The following is a 14137-nucleotide window of genomic DNA, read 5'->3' as shown; positions in this document are numbered from 1 at the left end:
AGTTTACCCCACAATAGTTTTATTGTACGTTTATCGGTAACTTTTTACCAGGAGTTAAAAGGGGTAATCTCTCCGGCTTTAACGTTTAAAATTTGAGTATGTTTTAACCATTGAGTATCAAAAGCTCCTAAATGAGTGCTGGTAATTAAAGTTTGAAAGCGATCGCCAATAGCATCTAAAAGTTGATTTTGTCGAAGCAAATCTAATTCAGCTAAAACATCATCTAACAGCAGTAAGGGGGGCTCTCCAACAACCTCCTCAATCAGTTGTAATTCGGCTAATTTCAGGGCTAAAACTAACGTCCGTTGTTGACCCGACGAGCCATAATTACGAGCTATAGTTTGATTAATAGTAAACATAACATCATCTCGATGGGGCCCCACTAAAGAAATTCCTTGTTTTTGTTCAGCGATCGCTCTAGTGATGATTTTATCAAAAAAAGCTTGTTGAATTTGTTCCGGTGGAGCCGTTGATAAACTTTGATTTTGTAACCCTAAATTAACATTCGGTTGATAAATAATTTCTAATAACTCCGTACTTCCACTAATAGATTGATGCCAAGCTTGAGCCAGAGGGATTAAACGTTCTAAAACGCGATCGCGGCGTCGCAAAACCCGGGTTCCAGCTACGGCTAATTGAGTATCCCAAAGTTGTAATTCCGCTTGCTTCTGAGTTTCCATTTCTTCGGAATTTTGTTTAATTTGTTTTAACAAAGCATTGCGTTGACGCAGAACTTGATTATATTGTTGTAAAATATAAGCATAAATCGGTTCTAACTGAACTAATAAACGATCTAACCAATTGCGCCGATGTTCAGGGCCCCCTCGAACTAATTCTAAATCTAAGCTGGAAAACTGAACCACATTTAATACACTCAAAAAATCCAATTGTCGCCGTAAAGATTGACCATTTAGATAAACCGTTCGCCCTCCTTGGGAGCGCAGGGTAATTGCTAAATCCAATGTTCCCACATCCCGTTTTAGGGTAGCACTCACCTGTGCGGTGGGTTGGAGATCAAAAATTAAATCCCGATCCCGACTCACCCGATGACTTTTGAGGGTCGAAAGTAACTCAACCGCTTCTAATAAATTCGATTTTCCCTGAGCATTATTTCCTAATAAAATCGTTTTCGGGGCTTCAAACAAAACTTTTTGATCGCTATAGTTGCGAAACTGTCGTAAATGTAGCAATTTTAAATACATATTGAATAAAATTAAGAGGTGAAATCTTTTGTTTTCTTTTCTTTCTGTTCCCTGTTCCCAGATCCGATGTTCCCTTATCTAAGTGTATATACGGATTACCCCCTCTTTCTGGAGATAGTTTTACGGAATTAAAATTTTGAAGTAGAGTAAATAGGTTTATAGGTCATCATTAAATAACTCAAACAAGATTTAAGACGGTTTTGTTCAAAATACAGACTTTAGATTTTAACCTTTCTGGAGGATTTTGATGAAAATCCAGCAAATCGAAACCTACCTGAACAGCCCTGATTTTCAGGAGCGACTCAGAGGACTAACGGAGTTAAACCATTATGAGAGTGCGGTGGCGATTCCTCTGCTCATGAGTAAACGGGATGATCCTGAATTTATTATCCGGTCATTTGTAGCGATGGGACTGGGACACCAACAATCTCCCGAATCCTTTCAAGCCCTCTTGGAACTCCTCAACTGCGATCTTGATCCCAATGTTCGCGCCGAAGCCGCCAATTCCCTCTCCAAATATGGAGAAATTGCTATCCCTTACCTGGTTTGTAGCTTTTGTCGAGATTTTAATTGGCTGGTGCGACAAAGTATTTTAGAACCGTTGATGACCCTTCGCCATCCCCAAGCCTTGTATGAAATCTGTATTTGTGCGTTGACCGGACAGGAACAGATGGCGCAAGAAGCCGCCATTGAGGGGTTAGCGGTATTAGCGGGAACGGAAAAACAAACGGAGGCTTTACAACGGCTGGTAGAATTAGTGGGAACCCCCGTTTGGCGAACCCGAACTCGTGTCGCCCTAGCCTTGAGAAAGTTTAATCACCCCCAAGCTCAAGCCGCATTACACTATCTGAAAAAAGATCAAGATCACCGAGTGGTAGGAGCAGCCTTAGAAGGAGCGATCTAAAATTAGAATAAATCAGTTAATTGGAGTTAAATTGGGATAAGCAGCAATACGAACCTTAGAAATCAAGGGTTTAACACTTTGCTGCTGATCTTACACCAGAAGACAGATGCCTTTAAGATCACACTGAGATTTATATCGATTTGCACAATCCCATCCATGTACCGTTTTTATATCATTAATTAGGTTGAGAGGAAAGTGCCATATTTAATTTATAACCCCGATACGACCAGTTCAATGACGTTTAACTTACAGTTCGGTGCGAATACCATCGGACGGGGACGGGATAATACGATTTGTTTGGCGGATGTGAGTTTGTCTCGTCATCATGCTCGGATTGAGGTAAACGAGGGAAAAAGCACGATTACAGATATGCAAAGTAGTAATCATACCTTTGTGAATGAGGTGATGATTGAACACTCCAACCTAAAATCTGGGGATTTAGTTCGTTGTGGTCGTGTGGTATTTAAGTTTATGAATGTTTCACTTACCTCCTCCTATAAACCTGATAGCGACAATTCTCAAACTTCTGTGATTCAAGAATTTGCAACGGATGCGGGTTATACAATTATTCAAGATTTATTAGAACCTTCCCAAGCGGGAACTTCTGTTTTAAATATTCGCCAACAAGATGCCCATTTACGGGTTGTTGATAAGTTAAAAATTTTATTAGAAGTCAGCAAAGAGTTATCTTCTCCCCATGAACTTAATAAACTCCTCGATAAAATTTTAGATCTATTATTTCAAATCATGAATCTGGATCGGGCGGCGATTTTGTTGATTAATCCTAAAACTAATAATTTAGAACAAAAAGCCGTTAAATTTCGAGAAGAACCCCTCGCCGATGAAAATTTTTATAGTAAAAAAATTACGAATACCGTTCGAGAAACGGGGAATGCTGTATTAATCGCCGATGCTCAAGCGGATGAACGGTTTGAAGGTTCCGAGTCGATTTTGTGTCAAGCTATTCATGCCTCAATGTGTGCGCCGTTGAAGTTACGAGATAGTGTGATCGGGGTTTTATATGTGGATAATTTATCTTTATCTAATCTTTATTCTCCCGAAGATGTAGAATTTTTAACGGCTTTAGCGAATCAAGCTGCGATCGCCATTGATAATGCAGAACTGTATAAAAAAATGCAGGAAGAAGCCGTAATTAGAAATAAATTAGAACGATTTTTTCCCCCGGCGGTGAGTCGAAAACTGCGAGAAGAAGGAAAATTAGGCATTGTAGAAAGTGAAGTTACCGCCCTATTTTCTGATATTACTCGGTTTACGGAAATGTCTTCTCGAATGCAGCCCCGTCAAGTTATTTCGATGTTAAATGAATATTTTAAACACATGGTAGAGGAAATTGTTTTTCCCTTTGAAGGAACCTTAGAAAAATACATTGGGGATGCCTTAGTTGCGGTTTGGGGAGCACCTTATTCCCGTCATGATGATGTTGATCGAGCCGTGCGAGCCGCCATTGAAATGCAATGGACAGTTCATCGGATGAATGAGCAATGGAAACAGCGTTATGGAGAACCAATTTATATTCATATTGGACTGAATACCGGACAGGTAGCAGCCGGAAATATTGGCTCTTCTAAACTGATTCAATATACCCATATTGGAGATACGATGAACGTTGCGAGTCGAATTTGTTCTGCGGCCCAAAAAAATGAGATTTTAATTTCTCAATCCACTTTTGATCAATTAAAAGATCACAGTCTTCCCTTAGAAAAAATTCCCCCCGTTACTGTTAAAGGTAAAGTTGAACCTCTACAACTTTATCGAATACATTGGCAAGAAGTTCAATCAACTGCTCTATCTTTTTAATTCAATAATATGTAATCATTTAGATCAGGAGCAGCTTAACAATGGACACTCAACTTGCAAATCGTTATCGACTGATTAAACCCTTGGGAAGTGGGGGTTTTGGTCAAACATTTTTGGCTCAAGACTTGCATTTACCCCATGACCCCTTGTGTGTGGTGAAACAACTCAAACCGACATCAACAAATGCGAATACCCAACAAATTGCCAAACGTCTATTTATTCAGGAAGCTGAAGTTTTACATCGTTTAGGACATCATGAACAAATCCCTAGTTTACTGGCTCATTTTGAACAAAATCAAGAATTTTATTTAGTTCAGGACTATATTGAAGGTCAACCTCTGAATGAATTAATTGTATCAGGTCGGGCTTGGTCGGAGGGGGAAGTGATCATTTTTTTACAGGAAATTCTGCACGTTTTGGCATTTGTTCATGAAAATCAGGTCATTCATCGAGATATTAAACCCGCTAATTTAATTCGTCGTCATCAAGACAATAAAATTGTTTTAATTGATTTTGGGGCGGTCAAAGAAGTCAGTCTCTATTCTGTTAACTCAACGGGTGAAACTACCTTAACTGTTGCGGTGGGAACGCCGAATTATATGCCCAGTGAACAACAAGCTTTTAAACCTAAATTTAGTAGTGATATTTTTGCAGTAGGCATCATTGCTATGCAAGCTTTAAGCGGTTTATCTCCTCGTCAATTTCCCCAAGATTTACAGGGAGAATATTGCTGTCGTGTGTTACCAATGTCTAAGCCGATTAGTGAAGCATTTGCTACTATTTTAGACAAAATGGTGCGTTATGACTATCGCCAACGTTACCCGACCGCTCAGGAGGCTCTGGTGGCAATATTGGAGTTAACAGATGTGTTTGAACAGTCCACCGTTGCTCTCGACCCTTTGAGTCAATCTATTGCCCATCCTCCGAATATTCTAGCACCTCCAATTCCGGGGATTAGTTCTGTTAAAACGGTAGCCTCAGATTCAATAATTTCTAGTATTTTTCAAGAGCAATGTCGGCAAGCATTAGCTGAATTTATCGGCCCATTTGCTAATTTTATTGTTGAGGATATATTAACGCAATTTCCTCAATTAACCCCAGAAGAATTAGTAGATAAATTAGCAGCTAATATTCCGAATAGCAATGAAGCTCAAGCTTTTCGCAAACGCTTAAGGCATTAAAAACTAAATTCCCTATTCCCGTGTAAACTTCAGGCTAAAAGCCTTGAAATAAATTTCAGGCTAAAAGCTAAAACCCGTTAAAACGGGTTAATCAAGAATGATCTTAGTCATCTTTAGATGACTTGAGCTTCTTAGCCCGAAATTTATTTCAGGGCTAACGTGGGTTAAGTTGACACCAATGCTTATTCCCTGTTCCCTGTTCCCTGTTCCCTATTCCCTGTTCCCTGTTCCCTGTTCCCTGTTCCCTTCCTATAAATTCCGATTTTGACTTAACCGTTGCATTGCCATTTGTAAACTAATTTTCATCCGCGTAAAGGCTTTGGCTAAAGTTCCGACTTCATCCGTGCTTTGTTGTTCAAATTCTGCCTCCATATTTCCGATACTGATAGCTTCTGCGGCATTAGCCATGCGTTTTAGGGGTTTAACAACATAGCGCTTCAACCAAATATTAACTAATAAAATTGTTACCGCAAAAATGCCAACCACAATGGAAATCACGAGAATTTGGGATTGACGCATCCGATTATAAACCGCATTAGCGGGAACAAAGATAATTTGAGCCCCCACAATTTCATTCAGTTTCCAACCGAATCCATTTTCGCTTCCATAACGTTCAATTAAACTTTTTGGAGCTTTGCTCGGTTGACTATGACATTCTAAACAACTGGCTTCTGATATCTGAATCGGACGAGCAATATAGAAAACCTTACCTGTCGGGAATTGGCGAAAGTCTTCTAATCCTTTTAAATTGGGATTATTCCGAAATTGGGCAATTAATTTCTCTTCAAAGGGATCAGCTTTATCGCGTAAATTAGTAGGGTTGAGAGTCGCATCTTTATAAAAAAATTGATTCCAATCTGGTTCTTTTCGGAGGATTTCAAAGACTTCTCGTGCTGCATAGGTCGGAACAGTTTGGGGTAAAAAATCCGTTTTTATTTGTGTTTCTAAATGGCTTGTTACTTGAGTATTTGTATACTCTCGGACAGCATTCATGGTTTTGAGTAGAATCATGGCTTCTGAGTTAAATTGCGATCGCGCATTATAATTAAGAACGCTAGATAGCACAATTCCACTTAAGATTGTTCCCATTAAGAAAACAATAACCAACAATAGTGTAAATTTTTGATTGAGTTTAAGAGACGGGATAATTTTATGCGGTTGGATTAATGACATTTTCAATCCCTTATTTTTTCAGTTTAAGAACCGTTCATCAACCTGAGTTGTCTTGATGATTAATTCTAACATAGGTCAAAAATACAGGATTGTCATCCGATCAATATTAAGATTGTTAAAAATATCTGTTTTTTAGAAGTTGGCTTTGTAAAATAGAGAAGGGGAGAAAGTATGAATTTAATTTTGATATGTCCTGAATTGCTCAAGGGTTGTTAATTTTATGTTTTCTCGAAAGCTCGTTTCCTTTATCGTGTTAAGTTTTGTTGTATTAGGGCTTTCTATTGTTGGGGGGTGCAATCCATCTCCCTCAAATCAATGGGGAAAAATTACCCTGGGAATTGTCAGTTATGAAACGGGAAAACAATCCCTTCAGCAATATCAACCCTTTCAAGATTATTTAGCCCAACAAACCCAAACTATTGTGGAAGTGGAGCCCGCTTTTAGTGAATTACAGGCGGTAGACCAAGTAAAACGTCAAGCTTGGTCAGTGGTTTTTGCACCTCCAGGGTTAGCTGCCATTGCCATTCATGATGCTAAATATACCCCGATTTTTCCCCTACAAAGTCTTAAAAATTATGCGGTGATTATAGTTAAACAGGAAAGTTCAATGAAGATCCTCAAAAATCTATCTAATAAAAAAATAGCATTAGGACAGCCTGGATCGTTAACCGGATATTATTTACCGCTCTATGATTTATATGGATTAACATTAGCAGAAATTCAGTTTGCACCCACACCAAAAATGGCATTAGATTGGTTAGCAATGGGTAAAGTTGATGCGATCGCCGTTTCAGAAAATCAGTTTTTAGAGTATGTTCCCCAATTGAAATCCTCTCCTTTTAGGATTTTGCATAAATCTCGTCCCATACCCTCCGGTTCGGTTTTATTTGCTCCGACATTTAATCCTCAACAGCAACAAAATCTGAAAACAATTCTACAAGAAGCTCCCCCCAATTTGATTGAGCAAGCGGGTTATCTTCCCCATACCCAACCCAATGATTATCAACAACTGATTCAGTTTATCGAAAAAGTGAAACCCCTAGAGGGAAAATTAAGAAACACCCCGGTTATTTTAACAGCCAACTAACTGATCAAAAATAATCAGCCGGGAAATTTAATCATAAGCGGGGGTTAGATTTGATTAAGAATTTAAACGTTTTCGTTTGGCTTGATAACTGCGGGCAGTGGTGACAATTAAGGTTATTATCGTAATCGGAATGGCAAAACTGATCATCACGAAATTAAACATAGGAAGTTGAGAATGTCGGGAAGAATCGAGGATTAAATAGGTGGAATAGGCAACATAATATCCTAAAAATAGAATGCCTTCCCAACGGGCAATGGTTTTGCCTGTATAAAAAATAGGAAAACAAGAAATTGCCACCGCAATCATAACGGGAATATCGAAATTTAAAGCCGCAGTTGCAACCGGAATTCCCTCTGGAGAAATGGCAGAAGATAGTCCTAAAACTGCCAGGATATTAAAAATATTGCTTCCGACTACATTACCCACCGCAATATCCCGTTCACCTCGAATTGTGGCGACAACAGAACTGGCTAATTCAGGGAGGGAAGTTCCGGTGGCGACAATGGTTAATCCGATAACTAAATCACTCACTCCCAGGGCTTTAGCAATAGAAGTTGAGCTTTCAACTAACCAATTAGAACCTTGAATTAGTAACACTAATCCAACCGCAATTAAGCAGATATTAATCAGCCAGTTTTTGAGACTATTTTCAACAGAAGCTTGAGATTGATTTTCGGAAGATTCCTGATCTTTTTGTTTTTTAGCTTCATAAATTAAAAACAGAGTATAGACAATTGCCCCAATAAATAAAATGGTTCCATCGACCCGGCTAATAGTGCCATCACTACCAAACATAAAGGCTAAAATAGACACCCCAATCATAATTGGGACATCTAAACGAATCAATTGACTCGCTACCATTAAAGGGGCAATTAAAGCCGAAATTCCTAAGATGATTAAGATATTAAAAATATTACTTCCAACGACATTTCCTAATGCGACATCCGCTTGACCTGCAAAACTCGATTGAATACTAACAGCCATTTCTGGAGAACTGGTTCCATAGGCAACAATTGTCAGTCCCACAAGTAAGGAGGGAATTCCCAACATTGCAGCAATGGTTGAAGCACCACGCACTAATAGTTCTGCACCCAGAACCAGTAAGACTAAACCTCCTATCAGCAATAGAATCACGCTCAAGCTCATACAATAAAAATCCTTAACTTCTGAAATTGGGTCTATGTTTACAATGAAAGATGAAAATCCCTTTCGTCAATCTATCATGGGTTGAGTCTAGCTTGCTAATTTGGAGTGTGCTAAAGTAAGGGCTGGACACTTAAACAATCACTCTCGTTTGTTTAAAAATTAAGTTCGAGGAATAAAACATGACTTATTCAGAAGAGTTAACAAATTTAGTTGTTGTCGCTTACCCAGAACAAGAAAAAGCAAAAGAGGTTTTAAAAACTCTCAAAGCACTGCAAGCACAAGGGGTGATTTCGATTGTGAATGCTGCGGTCATGGTTAAGAATGAAAAAGGAAAAGTTTCGATTAGTGAAACCGGAGATACAGATGCTAAAGGCGGGGCAATTATGGGCGGAATTACTGCCGGATTAATTGCCTTATTTAACCCCATTGGAGCGTTAGGAGTGATTGCTCTAACCGCAGGAGGGGCGGGAGTTGGTGCTTTAATTACTCATTTTATGGACTTGGGATTTCCTCAAGAAGATCTCAAAGAATTATCTGAATCTTTAACCCCTGGAAGTTCGGCTATAATTGCCTTAGTTGAACATACTTGGGTCGATCAATTGACGCAAGCTTTAGAAGAATATGCAGGCAGATTGTACAAACGTTCCATTAAAGCGGATATTGCTTCTCAATTAGAAACGACAGCAAAAACCGTTAATTCTGAAGTTGAACCAACTCCCGCAGAATCTTAACAGACGCGCCCTGTAGAGACGTTGCATGCAACGTCTCTACCCAATATAGATTGTATTTTACTTCTATTCGATTTTTTGATTCAGGGCATTTTGAGCAATTTTTGTGATATAAATTGTAACAATTATCGTGGCGATTAAACCGATTCCATATAATAACCATTCTACTGGAGTCCGCGATCGCTCCCCCATCCCTAACTGAGCTAAACTTCCCACTAAAGATCCCACATAAACATATAAAATTGTACCCGGTAACATTCCAATCCAAGAGGCTAAAAAATAATCCTTTAAGGAAACATTGGTTAATCCAAAAGCATAATTTAATAGGTTAAACGGAAAAATTGGAGACAGACGAGTTAACCCAACAATTTTCCATCCTTCTTCACCCACAGCTTGATCAATCGCTTTAAATTGTTCATAATTTTCTAGTTTTTTAGCCACCCAATCCCGCGCCAAATATCGCCCAATTAAAAAAGCAAAAGTCGCCCCCATAACCGAAGCAATGGAAACATAAATAGACCCCCAAAATACCCCAAATATTACACCTGCGCCCAAAGTCAGGAGAGAACCCGGAATAAATAATATTGTCGCTAAATTGTAGATAACAATAAAGGCAATTGGCCCCCAAAACCCTAAATTATCAACCCAATCTAATACCTGTGTTAGTAACCCTTGAATACCCATTTTATTCTCCCTATTATTTAATATTATAGCTAGGAGCAGGTTAGTCTGGATAACTTCTTTGTCTTCTTTGTGTCTTTGTGTCTTTGTGGTTAAATTAAAGCCCCCCCACAACTCGAACCACACCCAGCCGTACATCCATAACAATAGGAAGCAGTTTGTACAGTTTCAATTAAATCTAAATCCTTAGCCTCTAATAAATCACTGACTATTAAGGGTTTTCCAGAGGAATTTCGGGCGGGAATATTTTCCATTTGATTAAAATCACAATCATAAATATAACCTTGATAATCAATCGATAATTGATTCCGACACATTAAATGGGACACCGTTTCAGGATTATAGTTAAATTCCAAAAATTCTAAATAAGAATTTTCTAGTTTTTTCTGCTGTAAGTAAGATTTCGTGCGTCCGATGGGTAAATTTGTAATCGTCAATAGCTGATTAAAATCAATATCAAACTGTTGTTTTAGATACTGTTTATAAGCTCGTTCTAGTTTAGACTGTTCTGAAGGAAGGGTAAATTTTTCGGCGGTCGGTAAGGCAGGATTATAGACTAAATCTAAAATTAATTCTGGTGTGCGACCATATCCCAAAAGGTTTAACCATTGAATAGCTTGAATAGAATCCTGATAGACTCCTTTCCCTCGCATTTGATCAACATTATTTTCTAAATAGCAAGGCAAAGAAGCAACAATTCTTAATTGATGATTAGCACAATATTCGGGAATATCCTCATAACCGGGAACAAAATAAATTGTTAAATTAGACCGAACAATTACTTGTTTTTCGGTTGTTCTCGCTGCTTCCACTAAAGGTTTAAATCCATAATTCATTTCCGGCGCTCCTCCGGTTAAATCGATGGTTTGAATTTGGGGAAAGCGGTTAATTAATTCAATCAGTTGTAAACTAATATCTAAATTCAGTTCTTCACTCCGTTTTGGCCCTGCTTCTACATGACAATGGTTACAAGCAAGGTTACACCGTTTTCCTAAATTAATTTGTAAGATTGTAATCGGTTGTTTCGTGAGGGGAAAACCAAGTTTTTGAGCAAACGGTGTCAGCGTTGTTGGAATCATGAGTTGAATCAGTATTGAGTCAATGAAGGAACATAAACTGATTTTAGCAGTAGATTCTCAATTTAGGTTTACCCCGACAGACAGAGGGATAAATTTGAGCCGAGTTTCTTCACTCCAGAGGAAAGTGCTAGATGATTATACCCAAAAATTGAATTAAATCATATACACTCTTATTGAAGACTCAATCCCCCGTTTTAATGCTATCTTTCCTCTCCCGAATGCCGTCTTTACACCCAGAATCAAGACTCCTGATTGTCTGGGAAGCCTTAATTGTTTTAGTGACCCTCTATAACTGTTTTACGATTCCCTTTCGCATGGCGTTTAATGCCACAATCTCTGACAATTGGTTTTCGTTAGATGGTCTAGCAGATTTGATTTTAATTATAGATATTTTTTTACGCTTTCATATTGGCTATATGAAGGAAGGAGAAGTTATTAAAGATAAAAATCAAATTAGTCAGCATTATCGAAATACAGACTTTAAATCCAATGTAATCGCTAGTTTACCCCTAGATACTTTAGTCTATTTATTTTTACCCAAGGCTTCTCTAATTTTAATCGGTTTATGCCGAATTCCAAGACTGTTAAGATTTCCCCAATGTTTTTTAATTTTCAGAAAATGGGAGAATAATGTTTATTTTAATTCGGCTGTTATTCGGATGTTTGAGTTATTCTTTATTGTCTTTTTAATTGATCATTGGATTGCTTGTTTGTGGTTTTTTATTGGAAATTCAACCGGACAATCTGGAGAGTCTTGGCTTCAAAGTAATAATCTGCACTTAGAAAATACAACGACACAATATTTATATTCCTTCTATTGGTCAATTACAACCTTAACAACTATAGGCTATGGGGATATTACTCCTCAAAATAATATTGAACTAATCTTTACCTTTGTAGTAATGTTTGTGGGGGTATCGCTGTATGCCTTTGTGATTGGAAATGTGGCGGCAGTCATTTCTAATTTAGATGCTAATAAAAACCGATTTCGAGATAAATTGGGTCAAGTTCAAGCCTATATGTGGGAACGAAAAATCCCTCCTTCCTTACAAAAAAATGTCTTGGATTATTATCAATATATGTGGGAATATAATCGAGATGTGTCCCTAGATTTTTACTTATTAGATGAACTTCCTAACTCACTTAAAACAAAAATTTATTGTTATCTCTATCAAGAACTTTTATCAAAAGTCCCGATATTTCAAAACGCTGAACCCTGTTTTATTGAAGATTTAGTCATGAAATTAAAACCGAGAATTCTTCCCCCTTATGATTATGTAATTCGGGAAGATCAAATTGGGCATGAAATGTATTTTGTGAAACGAGGACAATTACAAGCCTTTTCTGAAAAAACCGGAAAAGTTTATACAGTGATGATGGCAGGTTCTTTTTTTGGTGAAATTGCCTTACTCTACGATAGTCGTCGCACCGCTTCGGTAAAAACTTTAACTTACTGTGAGTTATTTGTTCTCTATAAAGAAGACTTTGATAAAGTCCTAGAAAATTATCCCCAATTTTCAGCAAAAGTTAAAGAAATTGCTCAACAACGCTATCAAATGCGAGATTAGTTTTCCCGAATTAATCCAGTGATTAGCCCAATTAATAAGCTAAAAACTGCTAATTATTGAAGGTTTATCGATTAATTGGCTGTTCCAATTGTGCCGGACGTCCAGTAATATTAAATTTTTGCATTAAATACAAAACCCCCGCAGCCATAAACACTCCAACAATTAACCCAATGACTGTTAAAAGAATAAAAGAACGTTGAATAATTTTTAGCGTTCTTGGATCATAGTCTCGACCTTTAACATCTTCTATTTCTTCAGTAATTTCAGTCGATTCAGCTTGAGGAAAGTGCAATTTATTCGCGTTTCCATTCTGATTAAACGGGTCACGATTATTCGGGGGAAGGTTCATCATAAAATCTAATAATGAGTTAAAGAGTGATGCCCAGAAAGGGTGAATCTATTTTAATATATAGAGAGTCTGACCTGCGAGATTTGCTCCTTAGAAACCATGTCTGTTCTCTCAGCCGAATTAAAACAACATTTATCCACACCCCTGAAAATTGGCACAGTAGAAGTCAATAGTCGGGTGTTACAATCCCCCCTATCCGGTGTCACAGACTTGGTATTTCGGCGTTTGGTGCGTCGCTACGCCCCGGACTCGATGATGTATACCGAAATGGTGCACGCCAGCGAGGTCTGTCATGTTCAGAGACGACCTAAAATGATGGAGATTGACCCGAATGAACGCCCCATCAGTATTCAACTGTTTGACTGTCGCCCCAATTTTTTAGCCGATGCCGCTCAAAAAGCCGTTCAGGAAGGGGCCGATACCATTGATATTAATATGGGGTGTCCGGTGAATAAAATTACTAAAAATGGGGGCGGGTCTTCGTTATTGCGACAACCGGAAATCGCGGAAACCATTGTCCGGTCAGTGGTTGAGGCGGTGGATGTGCCTGTCACCGTAAAAACTCGGATTGGTTGGAGCGATGAAGAAATCACGATTTTGGATTTTGCCCGTAGAATGCAGGATGCGGGAGCAAAAATGATCACCATTCACGCTCGGACACGCGCCCAAGGTTACAACGGTCAGGCAAAATGGGACTGGATTCGACAGGTTAAGGAACAGTTAAGGATTCCCGTGATTGCTAATGGCGATATTTTTTCAGTGGAAACAGCGATTCAATGTTTACAACAAACGGGGGCTGATGGGGTGATGTGTTCACGGGGAACCCTGGGTTATCCGTTTTTAGTGGGAGAAATTGACTATTTTCTGAAAACCGGAATATTGAAAACACCGCCCTCAGTAATTGAACGGTTGCAATGTGCAAAAGAACACCTGCAAGCGTTATGGGACTATAAAGGACAACGGGGAATTTATCAATCTCGAAAGCATTTAACCTGGTATGCTAAAGGGTTTCCTGGGGCGCAGGAATTACGGGATCATTTGGCCAAAATTGAAACCTTAGCCCAAGGATGGCAATTATTAGATAATGCTATAAATCAGTTAGCTCGGAACAGTTTTGTTGCCTAGAAAACTTTAAAATTATAAGGGAACAGGGAACAGGGAATAGGGAATAGAACAGAAAGTTGCAAGCTTTAATGTCCTAATTGCCTTGAATACTCTTAT

Annotated in this window: 13 protein-coding genes; 7 read left to right on the top strand and 6 right to left on the bottom strand. The window is 38.5% G+C overall.

Going from position 1 to position 14137, the window contains the following annotated elements; translation table 11 throughout:
* Positions 1 to 44 precede the first annotated feature (44 nt).
* The gene (gene recF, locus PL8927_RS07670; RefSeq protein WP_083619278.1) at positions 45 to 1202 is read right to left on the bottom strand and encodes a DNA replication/repair protein RecF; all 1158 of its coding nucleotides are present in this window, start codon (positions 1200 to 1202) and stop codon (positions 45 to 47) included.
* A gap of 247 nt (positions 1203 to 1449) precedes the next feature.
* On the opposite strand from recF, the gene PL8927_RS07665 reads away from it, so the two are divergent.
* The 3 genes from PL8927_RS07665 to PL8927_RS07655 all read left to right on the top strand — a co-directional run bounded on the left by PL8927_RS07665 (position 1450) and on the right by PL8927_RS07655 (position 5105).
* Positions 1450 to 2106 (top strand): HEAT repeat domain-containing protein, encoded by a 657-nt coding sequence (locus PL8927_RS07665; RefSeq protein ID WP_083619275.1) that lies wholly within the window; start codon positions 1450 to 1452, stop codon positions 2104 to 2106.
* A 195-nt stretch (positions 2107 to 2301) separates the two neighbouring features.
* Positions 2302 to 3924 carry an adenylate/guanylate cyclase domain-containing protein gene (locus tag PL8927_RS07660; RefSeq protein WP_331281808.1) on the top strand — a complete coding sequence of 541 codons (1623 nt, stop codon included), beginning with the start codon at positions 2302 to 2304 and terminating at the stop codon, positions 3922 to 3924.
* A gap of 41 nt (positions 3925 to 3965) precedes the next feature.
* Entirely contained in the window at positions 3966 to 5105 is a 1140-nt protein-coding gene (locus PL8927_RS07655) for a serine/threonine-protein kinase (protein ID WP_083619272.1), read from the top strand.
* 249 nt (positions 5106 to 5354) lie between these two features.
* On the opposite strand, the gene PL8927_RS07650 is transcribed toward PL8927_RS07655, so the two are convergent.
* Positions 5355 to 6278, bottom strand: a complete 924-nt coding sequence (locus tag PL8927_RS07650) for a c-type heme family protein (RefSeq protein ID WP_197047350.1) — start codon at positions 6276 to 6278, stop codon at positions 5355 to 5357.
* Between the two features lie 220 nt (positions 6279 to 6498).
* On the opposite strand from PL8927_RS07650, the gene PL8927_RS07645 reads away from it, so the two are divergent.
* Positions 6499 to 7365 carry a phosphate/phosphite/phosphonate ABC transporter substrate-binding protein gene (locus PL8927_RS07645; protein WP_083619269.1) on the top strand — a complete coding sequence of 289 codons (867 nt, stop codon included), beginning with the start codon at positions 6499 to 6501 and terminating at the stop codon, positions 7363 to 7365.
* A gap of 54 nt (positions 7366 to 7419) precedes the next feature.
* Here PL8927_RS07645 and PL8927_RS07640 read toward each other — a convergent pair whose 3' ends face one another.
* Entirely contained in the window at positions 7420 to 8511 is a 1092-nt protein-coding gene (locus tag PL8927_RS07640; protein WP_083619265.1) for a calcium/sodium antiporter, read from the bottom strand.
* Positions 8512 to 8690: 179 nt separating this feature from the next.
* Between PL8927_RS07640 and PL8927_RS07635 the strand changes: the two genes are divergently transcribed.
* Complete coding sequence (locus PL8927_RS07635) at positions 8691 to 9242, top strand: DUF1269 domain-containing protein (RefSeq protein WP_083619262.1); 552 nt, start codon at positions 8691 to 8693, stop codon at positions 9240 to 9242.
* A 63-nt stretch (positions 9243 to 9305) separates the two neighbouring features.
* Here the strand turns inward: PL8927_RS07635 and PL8927_RS07630 are convergent, their stop codons facing one another.
* Entirely contained in the window at positions 9306 to 9923 is a 618-nt protein-coding gene (locus tag PL8927_RS07630) for a TVP38/TMEM64 family protein (RefSeq protein WP_083619259.1), read from the bottom strand.
* An 89-nt stretch (positions 9924 to 10012) separates the two neighbouring features.
* Entirely contained in the window at positions 10013 to 10999 is a 987-nt protein-coding gene (arsS, locus tag PL8927_RS07625) for an arsenosugar biosynthesis radical SAM (seleno)protein ArsS (protein ID WP_083619256.1), read from the bottom strand.
* 218 nt (positions 11000 to 11217) lie between these two features.
* Here arsS and PL8927_RS07620 point away from each other — a divergent pair, with 218 nt between their 5' ends.
* Complete coding sequence (locus tag PL8927_RS07620; RefSeq protein WP_083619533.1) at positions 11218 to 12567, top strand: ion transporter; 1350 nt, start codon at positions 11218 to 11220, stop codon at positions 12565 to 12567.
* A 64-nt stretch (positions 12568 to 12631) separates the two neighbouring features.
* Here the strand turns inward: PL8927_RS07620 and PL8927_RS07615 are convergent, their stop codons facing one another.
* Positions 12632 to 12919 carry a hypothetical protein gene (locus PL8927_RS07615; protein WP_156093128.1) on the bottom strand — a complete coding sequence of 96 codons (288 nt, stop codon included), beginning with the start codon at positions 12917 to 12919 and terminating at the stop codon, positions 12632 to 12634.
* A 96-nt stretch (positions 12920 to 13015) separates the two neighbouring features.
* Between PL8927_RS07615 and dusB the strand changes: the two genes are divergently transcribed.
* A complete protein-coding gene (gene dusB, locus PL8927_RS07610; protein WP_083619250.1) occupies positions 13016 to 14041 on the top strand; it encodes a tRNA dihydrouridine synthase DusB in 1026 nt (341 codons plus the stop codon).
* Positions 14042 to 14137: the final 96 nt, after the last annotated feature.

It is taken from the genome of Planktothrix serta PCC 8927, assembly GCF_900010725.2.
GTDB classification, from domain to species: Bacteria; Cyanobacteriota; Cyanobacteriia; order Cyanobacteriales; family Microcoleaceae; genus Planktothrix; species Planktothrix serta.
The sequence above is the reverse complement of the archived record's forward strand: the minus strand, read 5'-3'. Positions and strand labels throughout refer to the sequence as shown.

Coding starts and splice junctions, on each gene's coding strand:
- PL8927_RS07615 (WP_156093128.1), bottom strand. CDS start 12,919: ATGATGAACCTTCCCCCGAATAATCGTGACCCGTTTAATCAGAATGGA.
- PL8927_RS07620 (WP_083619533.1), top strand. CDS start 11,218: ATGCCGTCTTTACACCCAGAATCAAGACTCCTGATTGTCTGGGAAGCC.
- PL8927_RS07640 (WP_083619265.1), bottom strand. CDS start 8,511: ATGAGCTTGAGCGTGATTCTATTGCTGATAGGAGGTTTAGTCTTACTG.
- PL8927_RS07645 (WP_083619269.1), top strand. CDS start 6,499: ATGTTTTCTCGAAAGCTCGTTTCCTTTATCGTGTTAAGTTTTGTTGTA.
- PL8927_RS07650 (WP_197047350.1), bottom strand. CDS start 6,278: ATGTCATTAATCCAACCGCATAAAATTATCCCGTCTCTTAAACTCAAT.
- PL8927_RS07665 (WP_083619275.1), top strand. CDS start 1,450: ATGAAAATCCAGCAAATCGAAACCTACCTGAACAGCCCTGATTTTCAG.
- dusB (WP_083619250.1), top strand. CDS start 13,016: ATGTCTGTTCTCTCAGCCGAATTAAAACAACATTTATCCACACCCCTG.
- PL8927_RS07635 (WP_083619262.1), top strand. CDS start 8,691: ATGACTTATTCAGAAGAGTTAACAAATTTAGTTGTTGTCGCTTACCCA.
- arsS (WP_083619256.1), bottom strand. CDS start 10,999: ATGATTCCAACAACGCTGACACCGTTTGCTCAAAAACTTGGTTTTCCC.
- recF (WP_083619278.1), bottom strand. CDS start 1,202: ATGTATTTAAAATTGCTACATTTACGACAGTTTCGCAACTATAGCGAT.
- PL8927_RS07655 (WP_083619272.1), top strand. CDS start 3,966: ATGGACACTCAACTTGCAAATCGTTATCGACTGATTAAACCCTTGGGA.
- PL8927_RS07630 (WP_083619259.1), bottom strand. CDS start 9,923: ATGGGTATTCAAGGGTTACTAACACAGGTATTAGATTGGGTTGATAAT.